The organism is Mycobacterium sp. SMC-13 (assembly GCF_045311035.1).
In the GTDB taxonomy this organism is placed as follows: Bacteria; Actinomycetota; Actinomycetes; order Mycobacteriales; family Mycobacteriaceae; genus Mycobacterium.
In genome coordinates, this window is the sequence record NZ_JBJIAI010000031.1 from 20,166 (window position 1) to 40,524 (window position 20,359).

Consider the following 20,359-nt stretch of genomic DNA (forward strand, 5'->3'; position numbering starts at 1 on the left):
AAAAGTGGTTCGGTGCCGAAGCCCCGCCGGATGGCCAGACCCCGGCCGTTCGCATACCTCTGCGGCAGCGGGGCCGATGAGTGGACAGTTGTCGGCAGGTGTACACCCGCTCCCGTACGGTGTGTCTGTGAGTTTCGCGATTGACAGGTCAGTAGAGATCGACGCACCGGCCGAGGTGGTCTGGCAGGTGCTCACCGACGGGGCCAGCTACGGCGAGTGGAATCCGTTCGTCACCGAGTGCTCGTCGACGTTCGAGCCCGGCAGCCCCATCGATATGAAGGTGGTGCTGATCGGTCCGCCCAAGAAGCAGCGCGAGTTCATCAACACCTTCACCCCGGGCGTCGAGTTCAGCTACAACATGAAGCCCGCCCCGCTGGGGCTGCTCCGCAGCGAACGCTCGCACCGCCTGACACCGCTGCCCGACGGCCGCACCCGGTACGACTCGCACTTCCAGCTGTTCGGCCCCGTGTCACCGATCGTCGCCGGCATCATGGGTCGCGCCCTGAAGAAGGGCTTCGGCGGCATGACCGACGGCGTCAAGAAGCGCGCCGAGTCCATCCAGTAGGCGCCAGCCGTGCCGTCGGAACGGCACGATTGGCGCGGTCGAGCCCGGGTAATCAAGAGCATGCCCGAAACCAGCGCAGCCGATTATCTCCCTGGGGTGCTCAACATCCCGGCGCTCCGGACTGCGGCCGGCGAGTGTCACGGATGCACGCTGTACCAGCATGCGCAGCAGACCGTGTTCGGCGCCGGCGACGACGCAGCCGCGATCATGTTGGTCGGCGAACAGCCCGGTGACGTGGAGGACCGTCGCGGTCAACCGTTCGTCGGTCCGGCCGGCCGCCTTCTCGACCGCGCACTCGGGGACGCCGGGATCGACCGCGGCCGGCTGTACGTGACCAACGCGGTGAAGCATTTCAAGTTCAAGGCCACCGATCGAGGCAAGCGCCGAATCCATCAGAAGCCCAACCGAACCGAGGTGGTCGCCTGCCGACCGTGGCTGCTGGCCGAGCTGCGCACCGTCGAACCCCACGTGGTCGTGCTACTTGGCGCGACGGCGGCACAGTCGCTGCTGGGCAACGACTTTCGCCTCACGCAGCATCGCGGCGAGACGCTGCCGCTACCGCCTGACACGGTCCCCGACCACGACGCCGTGGCAATCGCAACCGCGCACCCCTCGTCAATCCTGCGCCTGCCGTCGCCCGACCGCGACGCCGCCTACCGAGACCTGGTGACCGACCTCCAGAGGTCTGTGGAACTGCTCGGCTGAGACGCGCCCCGTTCCCGACCGATGAGTCTTGCGCCCGGGTGCAGTCTGATCTACATGGGCAGACTCATCTATGGCTTCAACGTGTCGGTGGACGGATACATCGCCGACGCACAGGGCAGCATCGACTGGTCCGAACCGAGCGAAGAACTGCACCAGTACTGGAACGACTTCGAGCGCGAGACGGCCCTGTCGTTCTATGGCCGGCGGCTCTACGAGCTGATGTCCGCGTACTGGCCGACCGCCGACGCCGACCCCGACGCCGCGCCGATGATCGTCGACTTCGCCCGCATCTGGCGCGCCATGCCGAAGGTCGTGTTCTCGCGCACCCTCGATTCCGTCGACTGGAATGCCCGCCTGGAACGCGGCGACCCGGTCGAGGTGGTGGCGAAGCTGAAAGCCGAGACCGACGGCAATCTGGAGGTGGCGGGCGCGACGCTCGCCACGCCCGTCGTGCAGGCCGGGCTGGTCGACGAGTTCCGGATCGTGCTCGTGCCCACCGCGGTCGGCGGTGGCACCCCGTTCTTCCCGACGCTGCCGTCGTGGATCTCGTTGCGACTGTTGGAGAACCGCACCTTTGCCTGCGGCACGGTCCTGCTGCGCTACGAGACGAAGCGCGACTGAGGACGGCTCGGCTAGTGCGCTGACGCGACGATGATGTCCACCGCTTCGGCGACGCTGTCGGTGCAGTGGATCAGGTCCAGGTCGGATTCGGAGATCTTGCCGTCGGCCAGCATCGTGTTGCGGATCCAGTCGATCAGGCCCGACCAGTAGTCGACGCCCAGCATGATGATCGGAAACGCCGTCACCTTGCGGGTCTGGACGAGGGTCAAGGCTTCGAACAGTTCGTCGAGGGTGCCGAATCCGCCCGGCAGGCACACGAACGCCTGCGCGTATTTGACGAACATGGTCTTGCGCACGAAGAAATAGCGGAAGTTGATCCCGAGATCGACCCAGTGATTGAGGCGCTGCTCGAAGGGCAGCTCGATGCCCAGACCGACCGAGTAGCCGCCGGACTCGCTGGCCCCACGGTTGGCCGCCTCCATCGCGCCCGGACCGCCCCCGGTGATCACCGCGTAACCGGCCCGCACCAGTGCGGCGCCCAACTCCTCACCCAACCGGTATTCGGGCGAATGGGGTGTCGTCCGAGCAGACCCGAAAACCGTGACGGCCCGGGGCATCTCCGAGAGGGCATCGAAACCGTCGACGAACTCGCCCTGGATGCGCATCACCCGCCACGGATCGGTGTGCACCCAATCGCTGGGTCCGCGCCGGTCCAGCAGGCGCTGATCGGCGGTCGTGGTGGCGCACCGCTCGCGACGGAGTTGCACCGGCCCGCTGATCTGGAAGTCACTGTCGTCGTCCGCGTTCTGGTCCTCGGTCACATCGGCCAGCGTATGCGGCGCGCTACTACACGTGAACTTGGATCAACGCGTGCCTGCCGTTGGTCCGCCACCGCTCTCCACTGGCATCGAGTTCTGTGAGTTGCTCCGGCGTGAGACCCACGACAACTTTCGATTTCAACGTCCGCAGTGCCGTGACCGGAGACGGGAAATAGTCGACGGTGTGGTCGAACGGTGTTGTCGCGGGCCAGTATCGGTCTCCGACGAGGCGCCGATAGTTGAGGTCGCCTTTCATCACCGTCATCGTGGCGGTCGCGAATTCCGCGGCGAGGTCGTCGGGCATGTCGTGGAAGGCCAGCGGCGCGCAGAAGAACTTGTGGGTGCGCACCTGGAGTCGGCCGCTACGCACAGCGGCCCAGAGCCGGTCACCGATCCTGCTCAGCTGCGGCCGGAACTCGGCCCGCAAGCGCCCGATGACCGACAGGACGTCGGCCATGGTCGCATCCGACACGTAGTACGGATACGGCTTGACGTACAGCACGATCTCGGCGGCCAAGCGCCGACTGAGCAGGCTGTCGACCAGGACGAGATCCGCCAACAGCTCGCGTCCGGCGTTGTCGGCGACCACGCAGACAACCGGGTTGTCCCGCGACGTGAGGGCAGACCACAGCAACGCGCTGTCGTCGACGAGGATGCCCTCCGACGGAGCGTCCGCGCCGGCGGTGTTCAGCTGCAGCTGGAAACTGAGGTCGGCGCGGTTACCCCACAGCGCGGCGACCAGTAGTGCCTCGTGCCGCCGGTCCTCCGACGCGTCCGCCAGGTCGGCGAAGGCGCTCAGTTCTCGGTCGACCTCCGGTCCCGTCAACTCGGCGTTCTTGGCCGGAGCGAACGGGTCGATTCCGCGCCAGGTGCCCGTCCCGAAGTAGCCGAGGGCCCCGAGCAATCGGCGGTAGAAGTAACTCTCGCTCCACAGGAATGGCACCTCACCCCACGGTCGTCCGTAGAGGTGCTCGCCCCAGACGAGCCACTCGTGCCGGTCATGCGCCGTCTCGGGCAACGGCGCGAGGACGCCTGTGGTGCTCTCGTCGAGCAGCTGTTGCAGCTTCGCCTCTTCGGCCGAGGTGTACGGCGACGAGTCCAGTACCTGACGAATCAGTTTCGGATGCCGCTCATGGAACACATCCCACTCGAAGGAACCGGGGACCGCCGCCGTGATCGTCGGCGCAGCAGAGATATCCACCGGGGTTCAGCTACTTGCTAGGTGCGGAAATACGGTTCAACCGTGCCGTTGAGCTTGACGACCATCGGGTTGCCGCGACGATCCTTGGCGGTCGGGACCTCCACCCGCACCCAGCCCTCCGCCACGTCGTATTCGTACACGTTGGTCTTCTCGGCGCCATTGAAGCGAATGCCGACGCCACGGATGAGCGCCTCTTCGTTGTAGAAGGGGCTGCGCGGATCGATGGAGAGGTGGTTCGGTGGAACGTCTGTGTTCTGATCCTGGGACATGATGGCTTTCGTCGAATGCTGGGCTGGGTACTCGGCTGTAATTCTCTAAGAACGTACGCGACCCCGCGGTGGCGGGCTGCGCGTAGGTCATGGCCGGCCGCGGCGCCGAAACTGGACGTCGTCGAGCAGCAGACGGCGCCCAAACCGAAACCTGTTGGCGGCTTGGGCAATTGCGCACTGACACCGGCACAACGTCCCCATCTATCTCATGCGCCACACCAGCCTCGGAAGTGCACTGGGGGCGGGTGTTCGGCTGCACACATAACGGTGTCAGCACTCCAAAAGTCGGCCTACCATCGGAATTTATGGGCCTGGTGACGGCCACTCACCAGAGCCTCGCGACAGATCAAACCTCATGACAGAAGGAGGGATGGGCTGATGAAAATCGCAATCGCAATCGCTGCCGCCGCGTTCGCACTCAGCCCCATCGGCGTAGCCCACGCCACACCAGGACAATGCTTCAACACCCCCTGGGGCGGATACTGCGACGGGCAAGCCGACGGCAACGGCATCTTCAACCATTGCGAAGGCGCAATGGGATTCAGCAACTGCTTCTACGTCCGTGCCGTACCCACGGATGTCGACCCGCGCGGGTGGGTGCCGCTGACCTGACGGCGCCGTTCCGCTGCGGCGTTCAGTCCGGTATCAGCCGGAGTTGGCGTGCCCTCTCCAGAATGATCCGGGCGCGGTTCAATCGGGGTAAGTCGCTGCCGTCCTTCGGTTTTCCGCCGCGCGCGTTGAACTGCTCGACGAACTCGCGGGCCCAGCCGATGTCGGATTCGGACGGACTCAGTCCGGCGTTGATGGTCTCGGCATCGGACGAGCGCAACGCGAGCTTGCCCGTCATACCCATCTGCCGGGTGAGCGCCACGCCCTCGGCCAGCTGATCTGGATCGCGGGTGGGCCCGTCGATCGGACCCGGGATGTGCGCGGCGCGCGATGCGATGACAAGCTGCGAGCGGCTGGAGGCCAGCGCCAACGGGTCCTGCTCGACCCCGATGTCCAGCGTGTAGTCGTTGACGCCGAACGCGATGCGGAAGCACGGTCGCGCCGCGGCGATGTCGTGCACGCGCGCCAGCCCGCGCGCCGTCTCGATCAATGCGATCACCGGCGACTCACCGCCGAGCCGATTCGCGGTGTCCCACATGTGGTTTCCGCCCTCGGTCTTAGCCAGCACGACGCCTTTCACCCCGCGGCACTCCGCCAGCGCACGGCAGTCGGCAGACCAGAAATCGCTCGACGCATCGTTGACCCGGACCCACGCCCGCGCCCCGGCGTTCAGGAACTCGACGACCCGGTCCCGAGCCCCCTCCTTCTCATCGGGAGCGACGGCGTCTTCGAGATCCAGAATGACCTCGTCGCATTGTGTCGTCGCCAGGACTGCCCCGAGGTCGGGTTCGCGAGACGGGTTGACGAGCAGCCAGGAGCGCGAAACTTTCGAGTTCACGGTCATGGCGTCAGGCTAGTCGCGCCGCCGTCCCACGCGCAGCAGCCAGGTGGGCAGCGCCAACCCGTGGATGATCCTTTGCGTCCGAAAGTACTGGCGCGGAAGCGATGCCGTGTTGTAGGGCAGGTCGTACTTCGCGCACAGTTCCCGCACCCGGACGCTCACTTCAGGCAACCGGTTGCTCGGCAGATCGGGGAACAGGTGATGCTCGATCTGGTAGCACAGGTGCCCACCCGAGAACGCCAGCAGCGGGCCGGCGTTGAAGTTCGCCGTCCCGAGAATTTGTCGCAGATACCATTCGCCGCGAGTTTCGTCCTTGACCACCGCCGGGTCGAACGTCTCGGCGCCGTCGGGGATGTGCCCGCAAATGATGTTCACGTACACCCACAGGTTCCGGAGCACATTCGCGGTGGCATTGGCCGCCAGCGTGCGACGCCACCGGCGCAGGCTCAGCGCCGGGAAGAGCACATAGTCCTTGCCCAACTGGCGCGCGCTCTTGGCGAGAAATTTCCGCCTCTCCACCGCGACAGCGTCTGGCGTCTCGTCCCGGAGCCGCTCCGAGTGCAGGCCGTGCAGGGCGATACCCCATTCGAACGTGGCTGCCAGCACCAGGTTTCGGAGCGGTGTCAACAGGTACGCCCACCGCCACGGCTGGTCGGTCGTCACCCGTAGCAGGCGGTACCCGATGTCCTCGTCCATGCCGAGCACGTTGGTGTAGAGGTGATGCCGATAGTTGTGCGAGTACCGCCACTGCGCGGAGTGCCCGACCATGTCCCACTCCCAGGTATTGGAGTGGATTTCGGGGTCGTTCATCCAATCCCACTGGCCGTGCGAGATGTTGTGGCCCAGCTCCATGTTCTCGACGGACTTCGCATACGCCAGCGCGCACGTGCCGGCGACCCAGCCAACCTTGGACCGGCTCCCGGCGATCATCAGCCGGGCCGCGACCTCGAGCGCCCGCTGAAAATGGATCACCCGCCGGATGTACGCCGAGTCCTTCGCCCCGAGCGACTCCTCGACGTCCCGGCGGATCACGTCGAGCTCGTAGCCGATCTCTTCGACGTCCTCACGGCTGAGGTGCACGTAGGCAGAGACATCGGCGATCGCCATCAAGGTGTCCTCGGGTGGGTGCGGCAGTAAGACGGCGCCATCCGGGCCACCGCGAGGCCTTTGACCTGCAAAAACTTTGTCGGGCTGACAGGATTTGAACCTGCGACCACTTGACCCCCAGTCAAGTGCGCTACCAAGCTGCGCCACAGCCCGCGGCGCTGCCGGACGAACCGGCAACGGTTGGAAAGCCTACCTCAGACCTCCCGCCGGACCCTAAACGGGTCCGGCGGCGAGTCGGCGGCTAGCGCTTGGCCCCGCGCTTCTCCCGCACCCGCACATTGATCTTGATCGGGCTGCCCTCGAAGCCGAACTCTTCACGCAGCCGGCGCTCCAGGAAACGGCGGTAGCCGGCCTCCAGGAAGCCCGTGGTGAACAGCACGAAGGTCGGCGGCCGCGAGGCCGCCTGCGTGGCGAACAGGATGCGCGGCTGCTTGCCACCACGCACCGGCGGCGGTGTGGCGGCCACGATCTCCTTGAGGAAGGTGTTGAGCCGCCCGGTCGGGATACGGGCGTCCCACGACGCCAGAGAGGACTCCAGCGCCGGTACCAACTTCTGCACGGCCCGACCCGTTTTCGCCGAGATGTTCACGCGCGGCGCCCACTGCACCTGCACGAGCTCGCGCTCGATCTCCTTGTCCAGCAGATAGCGCCGGTCTTCGTCGACCAGGTCCCACTTGTTGAACGCGATGACGAGCGCGCGCCCGGCCTCGATGACCATCGACAGCACCCGCAAGTCCTGCTCGGTCAGCGGCTGGGAGGCGTCGATCAGCATGATCGCGACCTCGGCGGCGTCGATCGCGCCGTGCGTGCGCACCGAGGCGTAGAACTCGTGCCCGCTGGCCTGACCGACCTTCCGGCGCAGGCCGGCCGTGTCGACGAAACGCCAAGTCTTGCCGTCCAATTCGATCAGCGAGTCGACCGGGTCCACCGTGGTGCCGGCGACATCGTGCACGACGGACCGCTCGTCGCCCGACAGCTTGTTCAGCAGCGAGCTCTTGCCGACGTTGGGCTTGCCGACGAGCGCGACGCGGCGCGGACCGCCTGTCCCGCCGGACGTCTCGGAGACCTCGGGCAGCACCTCGAGCACGCTGTCGAGCAGATCGGCCACGCCGCGGCCGTGCATCGCACTGATCGAGTGCGGCTGTCCCAGCCCCAGCGACCACAGCGCCGCTGCCTCGGATTCGACCTTCTCGTTGTCAACCTTGTTGGCCGCCAAGAAGACCGGCTTGCCGGAGCGCTGCAGCCGCTTGGCCGCGGCCTCGTCGGCCGATGTCGCCCCGACGACCGCGTCGACCACGAGAATGATCGCGTCGGCGGTGCGCATGGCCACGGTGGCCTGTTCGGCGACCAGCATCTGCAGACCCTTGGCGTCGGGTTCCCAACCGCCGGTGTCCTGCACCACGAACCGGCGCCCGACCCACTGCGCGTCGTACGACACGCGGTCGCGGGTCACGCCCGGGATGTCCTGCACCACCGCTTCGCGACGGCCCAGGATGCGGTTCACCAGAGTCGATTTACCGACATTCGGGCGGCCGACCACGGCCACCACGGGCGGGGGTCCGGCGTACTCGTCGAGCTCGGCCTCGAAACCCTCCGAGCCGATCTCCCAGTCACCTTCGTCGAACCACACACCGTCGTCGTCGCTCATTGACGCACACCTACCTTCTGCTGCACGAGATCCAGCAGATGTGCCACCACATCGGCCTGGGTCAGATCGCTGGAATCGACGACGATCGCATCGTCGGCCGCCTTCAGCGGCGAGACCGCGCGCGTCGAGTCCAGATGGTCCCGGCGCTGCACATCGGCAAGCACCGCTTCGTAGTTGTCGCCCAAGCCGTTTGCGACGTTCTGCGCATTGCGCCGACGGGCCCGCTCCTCGGCCGAGGCGGTCAGAAAAATCTTGAGATCGGCGTCGGGCTTGACGACGGTGCCGATGTCGCGGCCCTCGACGACGACCGAGCCGGCCGCCGCAATCAGCTCACGCTGCCGCTGCACCAGCAGCGTCCGCACGGCCGGGATCGCCGACACGGCCGATACCGCGAGAGTCACCGCGTCGCCACGGATCTCGTCCGAAACGTCCTCACCCGCAAGGTAGGACGTGTCGTGGTCGGGGTCGAAGCTGACGGAGAACTCGGTCTTCTCACACACCGCGACGACGGCGTCGGAGTCGGCCGGGTCGATGCCGGCCCGCAGCACCGCCAGCGTCACGATGCGGTACATCGCACCGGTGTTGATGTGATTGGCGCCGAGTGCATGCGCCAAACCCGTTGACACCGAGGACTTCCCGGTTCCCGCCGGGCCGTCGATGGCAATGACGAGGGCGTTCACAGGCCCACCGCCTGGTACAGCTCGCCGACTTCCTTGCGCGTCAGTGCCCGCAGGCTGTTGACGCGCTGGTCCCCCAGCGCCACCGTGCCGATGTGCGTGCGCACCAGTTCCTTCACCGGGAATCCCACCTCGGCCATGAGTCGGCGCACGAGGCGATTGCGGCCCTCGTGCAGCACGATCTTCACCAACGACTTGCCGGCGACCATGTCGACCACCGCGAATTCGTCGACGTAGACCGGCCCGTCGTCCAGTTCCACGCCCTCGCGGACCTTCTTGCCCAGCCCGCGGGGCACGGTCCCCTGCACGGTCGCCAGATATGTCTTGGACACCTCGTACCGCGGGTGCATCAGCCGGTGCGCCAGCTCGCCGTCGTTGGTCAGCAGGATCAGCCCTTCAGTGTCGGCGTCGAGCCGGCCGACATGGAAGAGCTTCTTGTTGCCGCGCACCCGGTGCTCGACCAGGTCACCGATGCAGGGGCGGCCCTGGTCGTCAGACATGGTGGAGTGCATGCCTTTTGGCTTGTTCAGCGCGAGGTACACCAGGTCCTCGTCGACGAGGACGCGGGTGCCGTCGACCCGGACGACCTGCCGATCGGGGTGTACCCGCGTGCCGAGCTCGGTGACGATCTGGCCGTCGACCTCCACTCGCCCGTCCAGGATCATCCGCTCGGCGACGCGGCGTGAGGCAATTCCCGCCTGCGACAACACCTTCTGCAGTCGCACGCCTTCTTCGTTGGCCATGTCAGTCCCGATCTACGTCGAATTTGGCCGGCTCTGCAGCCGGCGCAGGGGTTCCGCCGAGCTTGGCGAAACGCGGCTCCTCAGAGAGCGTTTCAGTGATGTCGTCGATGACGTCGACATCCGGCAACAGCGGGGCGAGTTCCGGCAGCTCGCTCAGCGAGGTCAACCCGAGCCGCTCCAGGAACAATTCCGTCGTGGCGAAAGTCGTTGCGCCACTGTCGGCATCGGTGCCGGCTTCGATGATGAGGCCGCGGGCGGCGAGGGTCCGCATCACGGCATCGACGTTGACGCCGCGCACCGCACTGACCCGGGCGCGGGTCACCGGCTGCCGGTAGGCCACGACCGCAAGGGTCTCCAGCGCCGCCCGGGTCAGCTTGGACCGGGCGCCGTCGAGAATCAGCCGCTCGACATAGGGCGCGTACCGGGCCCGGGTGTACATCCGCCAGCCGCCACCGGCCTCGCGCAGGTCGATGCCGCTGCCGCGCTCGGCCAGTTCGGCGGCCATCCGGCGCAGCTTGTCCTCGACGCGCTCGATGGTTTCGTCCAGAGCGGTCGCCAGAGAGTCGACCGGCGCCGGGGTGTCGACCACCAGCAGCAGGGCCTCCAGCGCGCACCCGAGCTCGTCATCGCTGATCTCGGTGTCGAGTTCGTCACCCTCGGCGACAGCGGCGTCGTCGGTCACACCGGCGTCAGGCTCGCCGCCCTCGCCCACGCTGCTATCCGCGGCAATCACCGCGTCGTTGTCCGTCATTGGTCTTCTTCCACCGCCGCTGCCAGATGCTCGTTCGTCGGCCGCTCCCCGGTCCACGAAACTTGCAGCACTCCAAGCGGTTCAATCTGCTCGAAGTTTACCGCCTTGGCCCGGTAGAGCTCTAATAGCGCCAGGAACCGCCCGACGATCTCCATACCGCCGTCACAGTCGGCGACCAGGTCGGTGAACGACGCCCACTCCCCGATGCCGCGACTCTCCAGCAGCCCCATCAGTTTCATCGCCTGCTCGGGCACCGACACCGCCTGCACGTGCAGGTGGTCGACGCGCAGCGACGGCACCGGACGCGGTGTGAACGCAGCCGCCGCGATCTGGGCGAACCGGTCGGCGTCCACGCCGAGCATCACCTCAGGCAGCAGCTCGGTGAACCGGTCCTCCAGCGTGACGGCCCGCGGGTAGCTGCGCATCGCCGCGGCCTCGAGCTCGGCGAACATCAACGCGACGTGCTTGAAGGCCCGGTATTGCAGCAGCCGCGCGAACAGCAGGTCGCGCACTTCGAGCAGCGCCAGGTCGTCCTCGTCGTGGACCTCGGCGGCGGGCAGCAGCCGGGCGGCCTTCAGATCCAGGAGAGTCGCCGCGACGACCAGGAACGCCGTCGTCTCATCCAGCTCGAGCTGGCTGCCGATCTCCTTGGTGTACGCGATGAACTCGTCGGTGACCTGGTGCAACGCCACTTCGGTGACGTCGAGTCGGTGCGCGAAGATCAGCTGCAGCAGCAGGTCGAAAGGGCCCTCGAAGTTGGTGAGCCGGACCTGGAAGCCGGCTTTCTTCTCGTCCGGCTGGTCGGTCGCCGGATCCTCCGGCGCCGCGCCCCCAGCACTGTCGGGAGCGTCGACCTCCGAAATCACGCGCCGAACCGGTCGATGACCTCGCACGCCAACGCCCGGTACGCCTGGGCGCCACCGGATTTCGGGGCCCAGGTGGTGATCGGTTCACCGGCGACGCTGGTCTCCGGGAAGCGCACGGTGCGACTGATGACGGTGTCGAACACGAGATCGCCGAAGCGCTCGACCACTCGGGCCATGACCTCGCGCGCGTTGACGGTGCGGTTGTCGTACCGGGTGATCAGGATCCCGCTGATGTCGAGTTTGGGGTTCAGCCGGTCGCGCACCTTGTCGACGGTGTCGGTCAGCAACGCGAGACCGCGCAACGAGAAGAACTCGCATTCGGTCGGGATGATGACGCCGTCGGCGCAGGCCAGCCCGTTCACCGTGAGCAGCCCGAGCGACGGCTGGCAGTCGATCAGCACATAGTCGTAGCGGTCCAGCACGGGATACAGCGCGCGGGACAGCGTCTGCTCACGGCCGACCTCGTTGACCAGCTGAATCTCGGCGGCAGACAGGTCGATGTTGCTGGGCACCAGGTCCAGGCCCTTGACCCGGGTGTTGATCAGCACGTCGTCGATCGACACCCGCGGCTCGACGAGCAGGTTGTGCACGGTGTGCTCGAGCTCGTAGTGCGGGACGCCAAGGCCGGCGGACAGCGCGCCCTGCGGATCGAGGTCGACCAGCAGCACGCGGCGGCCGTATTCGGCCAGGCTGGCGCCCAGATTGATGGTTGACGTGGTCTTGCCGACGCCGCCCTTCTGGTTGCACATCGCGATGACCTTGGCCGGGCCGTGCACGCTCTTGGGTTTGGGCTCGGGGATGTGTCGGGCGGGACGTCCGGTCAGGCCGATCGCGGGTTCCGGATCTGCGGTCGCGGACGAGGCATCGACATGAAGCGGCAACGAAACCGGCTCCACCGGGCTCAGGCCCCCCACGCCTGTTGGGACATCGGTCATGCGTCGCCGATCAGCGGCGTGACTCCCATAGCGAACATCCGGGCAAGTTTAACGGTGCCACGCCGCTGACGACGGCAGACCCGCTGTCCTAATGTGACTGCCATGAGCTGGAAGCGACGGTGGTCCTTCGTCCGGATGGCGCTGGGGATGCGAAAGTTCGTCCAGACCGGACAGTGGGGCGACGGCCGCGAGGCCGCCGCGGCCGCCTATGTGGAAGCGAACGCCCGCCGCGGCGACGTCGATCATGTCCTCGCGACCATCGACACGTTCGCCCGCGAACAGTCGATGCTCGTCAACGTCGGTGACGAAAAAGGCCAACTCCTCGAGTCCGCGCTCATCCGGGCCAACCCGTCGCGCATTCTCGAGCTCGGCACCTACTGCGGCTACAGCGCGCTGCTCATGGCCCGAACCGTGCCGGACGCGCACGTCTTCACCGTCGAACTGTCTGCCGACAACGCGGAGATCGCCCGCCGCATCTGGGCCCACGCCGGCGTCGCGGACCGGATCACGTGCGTCGTCGGCACCATCGGCGACGGCGGCGCGACGCTCGACACGCTGGCCGGTCATGGATTCGGGCCGGGCAACCTCGATTTCGTGTTCATCGACCACGACAAGGCGGCCTACCTCAAGGACCTGGAGTCGATCCTGGCGCGGGGCTGGCTGCACCGCGGCGCGATCGTCGTGGCGGACAACGTGAAGGTGCCCGGCGCTCCGGCCTACCGCGCGTACATGCGGGATCAGGAGGGCAAGCTGTGGCACACGCAGGAACACCCCACCCACGTCGAATACCAGAAAAACGCTGCCTGACCTGGTGCTCAAGTCCGACTACCTGGGCTGAGCGTCGTCCGCCGCCTTGACCGGGCGCTGCCACGGCCACGAGCCGGTCATCTCGACCTGCAGCGAGAAGCTCAGGAAGGTCCGGATGGCGACGATGCCGGCCAGCACCGCGACGCTTTGCGCGGTCGGCGTGACGGCCACGGTGCGGATGATGTCGGCCGCGACGAGGAATTCGAGCCCCAGCAGGATCGAGCGGCCGAGCTGGCGCCGGAACGCGTCGTAGGCGCCGCCCTCTGAACCACGCATCCGACCGAACGTGGCGGCCAGGGCGATCACGGCACCGCCGACGATCACGGCGACACCGACGGCGTCGATCACCTTGCCGGTCGTCTCGATGATGTCGTAGAACGCCATGACCGGATGCTAGCCCCGGCCGATCGTCGTTCTTATCTGGCGCGCGGGTGCGCCCCCGCCCACACTTCGCGTAGCGCGCTGACGGTCACCAGCGTGTAGATCTGCGTGGTGGTGACGGACGCGTGGCCGAGCAGTTCCTGCACGACGCGCACGTCGGCGCCGCCTTCGAGCAGGTGCGTGGCGAACGAGTGGCGCAGCGTGTGCGGCGAGACCGCGGCGGTGATGCCGGCCCGCTCGGCGGAGTCCTGCAGCACCTGCCACGCGCTCTGCCGCGACAACCGGCCGCCGCGCGCGTTGAGGAAGATCGCGGGCGTGCCCTTGCCGCGGCGCGCCAGATCGGGACGGCCCCGCACCAGGTAGGCATCCAGTGCCGTGACGGCGGGCCGGCCGATGGGCACCAGCCGCTGCTTGCCGCCCTTGCCGTGCAGCATCACCGACCGGGACTCGGTGTCGACGTCGTCACGGTCGAGGCCGACCGCCTCGGAGATGCGCGCCCCGGTCGAATACAGCAGTTCCAGCAGCGCGCGGTTGCGCAACGTCAGCGGATTGTCGGCGTCACTGTCGCCGCCCGCGCCGTCCAGCAGCGCGATGACGTCGTCGTAGCTGAGGCTCTTGGGCAGCCGTCGGCCCGGTGTCGGTGGCTTCACACCGCGGGCGACGTCGGCGTCGGCGAGACCTTCGGCGGCGGCGAACTTGTGCAGCCCACGCACCGCGATGACGGCCCGCGCGGCCGAGACCGAGGACAACGCGACGACGCCGTTGTCGGGATCGCCCTGACGCAGCGCGACGAGGAACTCACTGACGTCGGTCTCGGTGACGGCGCGCAGGTCATCGATGCCGCGGCCGGCCAGATGGGCGGTGTACCGCCGGATGTCACGCCGATAGGAACTCAGCGTGTTGGCCGCGACGCCCCGCTCGATGCTGAGGTGGTTCAGGTAGCCCTGGACCTGCTGCTCCAGTCGCGACCGGACCCCCGCTGACGCCGCGGCCGTCATCAGTCCTGTTCCCGCCGGGTGCGCAGTGCGGACGGGCGGTCGATCCACGGCGCGTCGAGCGGCCGCAGCTCGGCCGGCCGGTGGGCGGCCGCGAGAATCCCGGCCACCGCAAGGGCATTGACGATCTCGCCGTCGAACACCATCCGCACGGCATCGGCCAGCGGCACCCGCTTGACCACCAGGTCCGCTTCTTCGTCGTGCGCGTGCGGCCGGCCGATGTCGGTCAGCCCGGTCGCCAGGAAGATCCGCACGCTCTCGTCGCTGAATCCGGGCGTCGAGTCGACATCGAGCAGCAGCTGCCAGTGTGCGGCAGCCAGGCCGGTTTCCTCTTCGAGTTCGCGCGCCGCGGTGACGTGCGGCGGCTCGTCACCCATATCGAGCAGCCCGGCGGGCAGCTCCCACAGCCGCCGCCCGATCGGGTGCCGATATTGGTACACCAGTACCAGGTTCCCGTCGTCGTCGAGCGCGACCACCGCGACCGCCCCGTAGTGCTCGACCACCTCACGGCGCGCCGAGCCACCACCGGGCATCGCGACCTCGTCGGCCCGCAACGCGAAAATCTTTCCTACATAGACGGTTTCGCTCGAAAGCGTGGCGAAATCGTGGTCAGCCACGGGATTCTTGCAGCTGCTCGGCATCCTCGTCCGAACCCTCCGCATGCGATCCGGCGCCGTGCACCTCGGAGTCGATCTCCTCGAGCGGCAGGCGTTCGGCCGCCTTGTAGTCCAGCGACGCTCCGATGAACGACGCGAACAGGGGGTGCGGACGCGTCGGGCGGCTCTTGAGCTCCGGGTGCGCCTGCGTGCCGACCAGGAACGGGTGCAGGTCGGCGTCATACTCGACGAACTCGACCAGCTGGCCGTCCGGCGACGTGCCGGAGAACTTCAGCCCGCTCTCGGAGATGCGGTCGCGGTAGGCGTTGTTCACCTCGTAGCGGTGCCGGTGGCGTTCGGAGACCTCGGTCGCGTCGTAGGCCTTGGCCACGATCGAATCCGCCTGCAGCACGGCCGGATACGCACCGAGGCGCATGGTGCCGCCGAGGTCGGCCTCACCGGCCACCGCGTCGAGCTGGTCGGCCATGGTGGCGATCACCGGGTCCGGCGTGTGCTCGTCGAACTCCGCCGAGTTGGCGCCGCTGATGCCGACGGACCGCGCGGCCTCGATGACGATGCACTGCAATCCGAGGCACAGGCCGAGCAGCGGCAGCCGCTGGCGGCGGGCGTAGCTGATGGCGCCGAGCTTGCCCTCGATGCCACGGATGCCGAAGCCACCCGGGATCAGCACGCCGTGCACGTCGCCGAGTGCGGCGGCCGCACCCTGCTCGGTCTCGCAGTCATCGGAGGCGACCCAGCGGATCTCGACCTTCGAGTGGTGGGCGAACCCACCGGCGCGCAGCGCCTCGGCCACCGACAGGTACGCGTCGGACAGGTCGATGTACTTGCCCACCAAGGCGATTCGCACCGTCTCCTTGGGCTCGTGCACGCGGCGCAGCAGGTCGTCCCACTCCGACCAGTCCACGTCGCGGAACGGCAGGTTGAGCCGGCGCACCACGTAGGCGTCGAGCTCCTCGCGGTGCAGCACCTTGGGGATGTCGTAGATCGACGGGGCGTCCGGTGTCGAGATGACGCCGTCGATGTCGACGTCGCACATCAGCGCGATCTTGTTCTTCAGCGGCTCCGGCACATCGCGGTCGCAGCGCAGGATCAGCGCGTCCGGCGTGATACCGATGCTGCGCAGCGCGGCCACCGAGTGCTGGGTGGGCTTGGTCTTCAGCTCGCCCGACGGGGCCAGGTACGGCACCAGTGACACGTGCAGGAAGAAGACGTTCTCCCGGCCGACGTCGTGACGGACCTGGCGGGCCGCCTCCAGGAACGGCTGCGACTCGATATCGCCTACGGTGCCGCCGATTTCGGTGATCACCACGTCGGGGCGCTTGCCCTGGGCGTCGGGCAGCGCCATCTCGAGGATGCGGCTCTTGATCTCGTCGGTGATGTGCGGGATCACCTGGACGGTGTCGCCGAGGTAGTCGCCGCGACGCTCCTTGGCGATGACCTCGGAGTACACCTGGCCGGTGGTGACGTTCGCCGACCGCGACAGGTTGCGGTCCAGGAAGCGCTCGTAGTGGCCGATGTCCAGGTCGGTCTCGGCGCCGTCCTCGGTGACGAACACCTCGCCGTGCTGGAACGGGTTCATGGTGCCGGGGTCGACGTTGAGATACGGGTCCAGCTTCTGCATCGTCACGTGCAGACCACGCGCGGTGAGCAATTGGCCAAGACTGCTGGCGGTCAGACCCTTACCGAGCGAGGAAGCGACCCCGCCGCTGACAAAAATGTGCTTCGTCGCGGCCTGTGGGTGCCTGCGTAGCGATGCCAAGAACGACCTCCGTGGTGATGGGGCAACGTAGCGGTTGAGCTACCTGGGGCCTGCCGACCCACGGAATTTCACCCTATCACCGACCGGCCCGAGCTGGGACTGACGCGCCGGTGACGGTCACCACGGCGCGCTGCGACTCGAATTACTGCAGGACCGTCACCGAGCTGGCGCCACGACCGATACCGAGCTGCGCCGGATGGCCGCCGGCGATGAGTTGCTGCAGCGACAGGACCGTGGTGATCCGGCCGGCTTGGCTGTTGACGTCGTCGACGGTGCCGACCGCGCCGGACAGCCCGGCATCCGAACGCACGACGGCGACGGCCGCGGTGCCCGACGCGCAGCCGTCCCGGCCGGCCACCAGCGTGCCCGCGCCGTGCGGCGCCAGGCCCGAGGCCAGGCGGGCCACCGTGGCTCCCCGGTTGCCGGCGTCATCGCCCAGGGCGCCGCCGGTGACGATCAGTGCGCTGTCGGCGACCCCGATGCGCTGCGAGCCGTAGGTGACGAACCCGGTGTCACGCAGCGTCGCGAGCACGGTGTCGCGCTGCATGTCGTCGACGGGCAGGATCGCCGGGTTGCGGTCGCGCAGCAGCGTGATGCCCAGCAGGTCACCGGCCTGCGAGCCCTGGTCGACGGTCCGGGTGCTCAGCTGACGTCCGGCCGGCACGATCGGCGAGTTCACCACCGACAGGAGCTTCTCCGAGGCGTTGGCGTCCACGAACTGCTGCGTCAGCGCGATGGTTCCCGTCACCGAACCCCCGGCGGCCGCAATCAGTTTCGCGGCCGCGTCGACGTCGTCGGTGGCGGCGTCCGGGGTGCGGAACACCACGACAGATTTCCCCGCCAGCGCGTCATGCACCATGCGCGGCGACATCTGGGCATCGAACTCGCCTGCCGCACTGAGCTTCTGGTTCAGTGCGTTCTTCTCGTCGGTGAGGCTGTTGATCTGGTTCTGCAACTCGTGTTTGTCGTCACGAAGTCCGGACAGCAGCGTGTTGGACAGCAGACCGGAACCGAGCATCACCCCGATGGCCAGCGCCAGGAACACCGCGGCCAGTGAGATCGCATGCGAGCGTAGGGAAATCATCGTCCGGCTAGCTCACCAATCCCTGCGCCCACAGCAGGAAGCGGTTCCAGTAGTCGGTCACCAGGTGCAGGACGGTGGCGTCGGCGCGCGCGACGTACAGCGCGACGATGACGGCGACCAGCATCGCCAGCACCAGCAGCGCGATGGCGCCGCCGGAAACCCGGCTGCGGTACAGCGTCGCAACGGCTTTCGCGTCCACCAGCTTCTCCCCCACCTTCAGGCGGGTGAGGAACGTCGACGGCGTGCTCGACTGCCGCGTGCGGTCGAAGAACTCTTCGATGTTGGCGCGGTGGCCGGCGGTGACGATCAGCGCGGCACCGTGGTGGTCGACCAGGAGCAGCGCCAGATCGGCGGCCGAACCGGCGGCCGGGAAGGTCATGGCACCGACGCCCAGATCCTGGATGCGCTCAAGGCCTTTGGCGTGGCCGTCGGCGTCGGCCGGAAGCACCACCTGGGCGCCCGACCGCAGCACGTCGGCGCTCATGTCCTCGGGATCGCCGACGATCAGCGCGGGCCGGTAGCCCGCCTTGCGCAGCGTGTCCGCGCCGGCGCCGACACCGACGAGCACCGGCTGGTACTCCTTGATGAACGGCTTGATGGCCTTCAGGTCGCCCTCGGCGCTCGGGTCGTCGGTCACCACCACGACGTGCCGGCGGTTCACGTCGACGTCGATGTCGGGGATGCCCATACCGTCGATCAGCAACGGGCTCTCACTGCGGATGAACTCGATGGTGTTGCCGGCGAAGGCCTCCAGATGCGCCACGAGGCCGCTCTTGGCCTCGTGCATCATCTCGTGGATCTGCTCGTCGTTACGCTCGTTGCCGAGGACCAGGCGGCGGTCTCCGTTGTAGATGCCGCCGTTGTGCAGCCGCACCTTGGCGCCGTCCTTGACCTTCTTGAAGACCTCGGGCCCGGTCTCGTCGATCAACGTAACCCCGTTGGCGACAAGCACTTCCGGCCCGAGGTTCGGGTAGCGGCCGGAGATCGACGACGATGCGTTGACGACTGCGGCGACCTCGGCCTCCACCAGCGCGTCGGCGGTGATGCGGTCGAGGTCGAGTGCATCGAGGATGACGATGTCCCCCGGACCGACGCGTCGCAGCAGTCGGTCGATGTCACGGTCAACGCGGGCGGTTCCAGTCACGCCCGGCTTGGGTCCGGCATTTCGGGTGAGCAGCGCTGCCATCTTCATGCGTCGATTCTGTCGATGAACCCTCAAGTAGAGGTGGAGGCGCGCCGTAACAACAGCCTCAGAAGTTTTCTTTTGTCACATCCGTAACAGCCGAATGGTCTCAATCTCGCTTCGCCGCATAGTGCCGAGCCGCCTTGGCGCGGTTGCCGCACGTGGTCATCGAGTGCCAACGCCGCGTGCCGTTCTTCGACGTGTCGTAGAACCACAGGACGCAGTGTGGATGCGCGCACTGCTTGATGCGGCCGGCCGATTCGGCCAGCAGCTGCAGGAGGTTGTCGGCGGCGAGCCAGCCGGGCAGCCATTCGGATCGCGACACATCCACGTCATCCTGCGGCCCCGAGTCGGTGAGCGAACGCCGGATACGCCCGTGGTCCAGGACCGCGTTCAAGTCGTCGGCCGAGCCGTCGGCGACCACCTGCAGGATCGCCTCCCGCGCCCGCACCAGCGCCACACGGGTCTTTTCATCGGCTGCGCAACGGTCATCGAGATCGTTGGCCACCAGCCAGCATCGGAGTCCTGCCACGTCGATCAGGAGATCCTGCGGCCCCTCCGCTGACATCCACCGGGTGTTCAGCAGGTCCAGCGCCAGAGGTTCGCCGACGTGCGGGCGCGGATCACGCATAGCTGAGATTAACCGCCTCTCCTGCATCGACAGCCTTCCGATAGTCCACTAACCGTCTATTTTTATTTTAGTGGTTGACACGTTGCGACTCCGATTCTAACCTTCAAATGTCAGATAACCAGTTACAACGGAGGAACCGATGACCACCGCCATCACACCCAAGCTCGCCCCCGGCCACGTCGGGCTCAACGTCACCGACCTGTCGCGATCCGTCGACTTCTACCGGCGCGCTTTGGGTTTCGAACAACTGGGTATCAGCGACGACGGCGACCACCGCTTCGCCTTCCTGGGTTCCGAAGGCACCCTGCGGCTGACCTTGTGGCAGCAGAGCGACGGCGCGTTCTCCACCCGAAGCCCGGGCCTGCACCACCTGTCCTTCCAGGTCGACACCATCGAGCAGGTCCAGACCGTGGAGGCCGCGCTCAAAGAGCTGGGCGTGACGTTCGCGCACGACGGCGTGGTGGCACACGGAGAGGGCGCGGCCTCGGGCGGCATCTTCTTCACCGACCCCGACGGCATCCGGCTCGAGATCTACGCGCCGGGCGGCGCCGAGAGCGCGCCGGCACCGAGCGGCGCCGCCCCCACCTGCGGATTCTTCTGAGTCGC

23 protein-coding genes, 1 tRNA gene and 1 pseudogene are annotated in these 20,359 nt (G+C 67.3%); 6 read left to right on the forward strand and 19 right to left on the reverse strand.

Annotation, left to right across the window (positions count from 1 at the left end):
* Window positions 1-127 precede the first annotated feature (127 nt).
* From ACJH6I_RS28360 to ACJH6I_RS28370, 3 genes are read left to right on the forward strand one after another with little or no spacing between them, the layout of a single operon-like run.
* Window positions 128-565: an SRPBCC domain-containing protein gene (locus ACJH6I_RS28360; RefSeq protein ID WP_073696424.1), complete on the forward strand. Its 438-nt coding sequence runs from the start codon at window positions 128-130 to the stop codon at window positions 563-565.
* Window positions 566-625: 60 nt separating this feature from the next.
* On the forward strand, window positions 626-1,270 hold the full coding sequence (locus ACJH6I_RS28365; RefSeq protein ID WP_073696423.1) for a UdgX family uracil-DNA binding protein: 645 nt from the start codon (window positions 626-628) through the stop codon (window positions 1,268-1,270).
* 54 nt (window positions 1,271-1,324) lie between these two features.
* The gene (locus tag ACJH6I_RS28370) at window positions 1,325-1,891 is read left to right on the forward strand and encodes a dihydrofolate reductase family protein (protein WP_406784969.1); all 567 of its coding nucleotides are present in this window, start codon (window positions 1,325-1,327) and stop codon (window positions 1,889-1,891) included.
* Window positions 1,892-1,902: 11 nt separating this feature from the next.
* Here the strand turns inward: ACJH6I_RS28370 and ACJH6I_RS28375 are convergent, their stop codons facing one another.
* The 3 genes from ACJH6I_RS28375 to ACJH6I_RS28385 are packed head-to-tail and all read right to left on the reverse strand — an operon-like array spanning window position 1,903 to window position 4,119.
* On the reverse strand, window positions 1,903-2,652 hold the full coding sequence (locus tag ACJH6I_RS28375; RefSeq protein ID WP_406784970.1) for a TIGR00730 family Rossman fold protein: 750 nt from the start codon (window positions 2,650-2,652) through the stop codon (window positions 1,903-1,905).
* Window positions 2,653-2,677: 25 nt separating this feature from the next.
* Window positions 2,678-3,850, reverse strand: a complete 1,173-nt coding sequence (locus ACJH6I_RS28380; RefSeq protein WP_406784971.1) for a damage-control phosphatase ARMT1 family protein — start codon at window positions 3,848-3,850, stop codon at window positions 2,678-2,680.
* Window positions 3,851-3,867: 17 nt separating this feature from the next.
* On the reverse strand, window positions 3,868-4,119 hold the full coding sequence (locus ACJH6I_RS28385) for a DUF3297 family protein (protein ID WP_061007180.1): 252 nt from the start codon (window positions 4,117-4,119) through the stop codon (window positions 3,868-3,870).
* A 378-nt stretch (window positions 4,120-4,497) separates the two neighbouring features.
* On the opposite strand from ACJH6I_RS28385, the gene ACJH6I_RS28390 reads away from it, so the two are divergent.
* Window positions 4,498-4,731, forward strand: a complete 234-nt coding sequence (locus tag ACJH6I_RS28390; protein WP_406784972.1) for a hypothetical protein — start codon at window positions 4,498-4,500, stop codon at window positions 4,729-4,731.
* A 22-nt stretch (window positions 4,732-4,753) separates the two neighbouring features.
* Here ACJH6I_RS28390 and ACJH6I_RS28395 read toward each other — a convergent pair whose 3' ends face one another.
* From ACJH6I_RS28395 to ACJH6I_RS28435, 9 genes are all read right to left on the reverse strand, one after another.
* Entirely contained in the window at window positions 4,754-5,572 is an 819-nt protein-coding gene (locus ACJH6I_RS28395; protein WP_406784973.1) for an HpcH/HpaI aldolase/citrate lyase family protein, read from the reverse strand.
* Between the two features lie 9 nt (window positions 5,573-5,581).
* Window positions 5,582-6,676 carry a fatty acid desaturase family protein gene (locus ACJH6I_RS28400; RefSeq protein WP_406784974.1) on the reverse strand — a complete coding sequence of 365 codons (1,095 nt, stop codon included), beginning with the start codon at window positions 6,674-6,676 and terminating at the stop codon, window positions 5,582-5,584.
* A gap of 79 nt (window positions 6,677-6,755) precedes the next feature.
* Window positions 6,756-6,829, reverse strand: a tRNA-Pro gene (locus tag ACJH6I_RS28405).
* An 88-nt stretch (window positions 6,830-6,917) separates the two neighbouring features.
* Window positions 6,918-8,324 carry a ribosome biogenesis GTPase Der gene (der, locus tag ACJH6I_RS28410; protein WP_406784975.1) on the reverse strand — a complete coding sequence of 469 codons (1,407 nt, stop codon included), beginning with the start codon at window positions 8,322-8,324 and terminating at the stop codon, window positions 6,918-6,920.
* Complete coding sequence (gene cmk, locus ACJH6I_RS28415; protein WP_406784976.1) at window positions 8,321-9,004, reverse strand: (d)CMP kinase; 684 nt, start codon at window positions 9,002-9,004, stop codon at window positions 8,321-8,323. Before cmk ends, der begins: the two co-directional genes overlap by 4 nt.
* Window positions 9,001-9,744, reverse strand: a complete 744-nt coding sequence (locus ACJH6I_RS28420; protein WP_061007174.1) for a pseudouridine synthase — start codon at window positions 9,742-9,744, stop codon at window positions 9,001-9,003. The genes cmk and ACJH6I_RS28420 overlap by 4 nt, the downstream gene beginning before the upstream one ends.
* A gap of 1 nt (window position 9,745) precedes the next feature.
* The gene (gene scpB / locus ACJH6I_RS28425; protein WP_318984875.1) at window positions 9,746-10,495 is read right to left on the reverse strand and encodes an SMC-Scp complex subunit ScpB; all 750 of its coding nucleotides are present in this window, start codon (window positions 10,493-10,495) and stop codon (window positions 9,746-9,748) included.
* Entirely contained in the window at window positions 10,492-11,358 is an 867-nt protein-coding gene (locus tag ACJH6I_RS28430; RefSeq protein WP_318985107.1) for a segregation/condensation protein A, read from the reverse strand. Before ACJH6I_RS28430 ends, scpB begins: the two co-directional genes overlap by 4 nt.
* Window positions 11,358-12,296 carry a ParA family protein gene (locus ACJH6I_RS28435; protein WP_318984874.1) on the reverse strand — a complete coding sequence of 313 codons (939 nt, stop codon included), beginning with the start codon at window positions 12,294-12,296 and terminating at the stop codon, window positions 11,358-11,360. Before ACJH6I_RS28435 ends, ACJH6I_RS28430 begins: the two co-directional genes overlap by 1 nt.
* A 102-nt stretch (window positions 12,297-12,398) precedes the next feature.
* Between ACJH6I_RS28435 and ACJH6I_RS28440 the strand changes: the two are divergent.
* A pseudogene (locus tag ACJH6I_RS28440) lies at window positions 12,399-13,134 on the forward strand (O-methyltransferase).
* Here the strand turns inward: ACJH6I_RS28440 and ACJH6I_RS28445 are convergent.
* From ACJH6I_RS28445 to ACJH6I_RS28475, 7 genes are all read right to left on the reverse strand, one after another.
* Window positions 13,122-13,487, reverse strand: coding sequence for a DUF1622 domain-containing protein (locus tag ACJH6I_RS28445; RefSeq protein WP_064986775.1), 366 nt, complete (start codon window positions 13,485-13,487; stop codon window positions 13,122-13,124). The pseudogene ACJH6I_RS28440 and the gene ACJH6I_RS28445 sit on opposite strands and share 13 nt — an antisense overlap.
* Window positions 13,488-13,519: 32 nt before the next feature.
* Window positions 13,520-14,482, reverse strand: a complete 963-nt coding sequence (gene xerD, locus ACJH6I_RS28450; protein WP_318984873.1) for a site-specific tyrosine recombinase XerD — start codon at window positions 14,480-14,482, stop codon at window positions 13,520-13,522.
* Entirely contained in the window at window positions 14,482-15,096 is a 615-nt protein-coding gene (locus ACJH6I_RS28455; protein ID WP_318984872.1) for an NUDIX hydrolase, read from the reverse strand. The genes xerD and ACJH6I_RS28455 overlap by 1 nt, the downstream gene beginning before the upstream one ends.
* On the reverse strand, window positions 15,089-16,855 hold the full coding sequence (locus ACJH6I_RS28460) for a CTP synthase (protein WP_212814180.1): 1,767 nt from the start codon (window positions 16,853-16,855) through the stop codon (window positions 15,089-15,091). The genes ACJH6I_RS28455 and ACJH6I_RS28460 overlap by 8 nt, the downstream gene beginning before the upstream one ends.
* A gap of 142 nt (window positions 16,856-16,997) precedes the next feature.
* Window positions 16,998-17,939 (reverse strand): copper transporter, encoded by a 942-nt coding sequence (locus tag ACJH6I_RS28465; RefSeq protein ID WP_318984871.1) that lies wholly within the window; start codon window positions 17,937-17,939, stop codon window positions 16,998-17,000.
* Between the two features lie 7 nt (window positions 17,940-17,946).
* Complete coding sequence (gene steA, locus ACJH6I_RS28470; RefSeq protein ID WP_061007164.1) at window positions 17,947-19,131, reverse strand: putative cytokinetic ring protein SteA; 1,185 nt, start codon at window positions 19,129-19,131, stop codon at window positions 17,947-17,949.
* Window positions 19,132-19,231: 100 nt separating this feature from the next.
* A complete protein-coding gene (locus tag ACJH6I_RS28475) occupies window positions 19,232-19,753 on the reverse strand; it encodes a CGNR zinc finger domain-containing protein (protein WP_406784977.1) in 522 nt (173 codons plus the stop codon).
* Between the two features lie 139 nt (window positions 19,754-19,892).
* On the opposite strand from ACJH6I_RS28475, the gene ACJH6I_RS28480 reads away from it, so the two are divergent.
* The gene (locus tag ACJH6I_RS28480) at window positions 19,893-20,354 is read left to right on the forward strand and encodes a VOC family protein (RefSeq protein ID WP_061007162.1); all 462 of its coding nucleotides are present in this window, start codon (window positions 19,893-19,895) and stop codon (window positions 20,352-20,354) included.
* The last annotated feature ends 5 nt before the right edge of the window (window positions 20,355-20,359 follow it).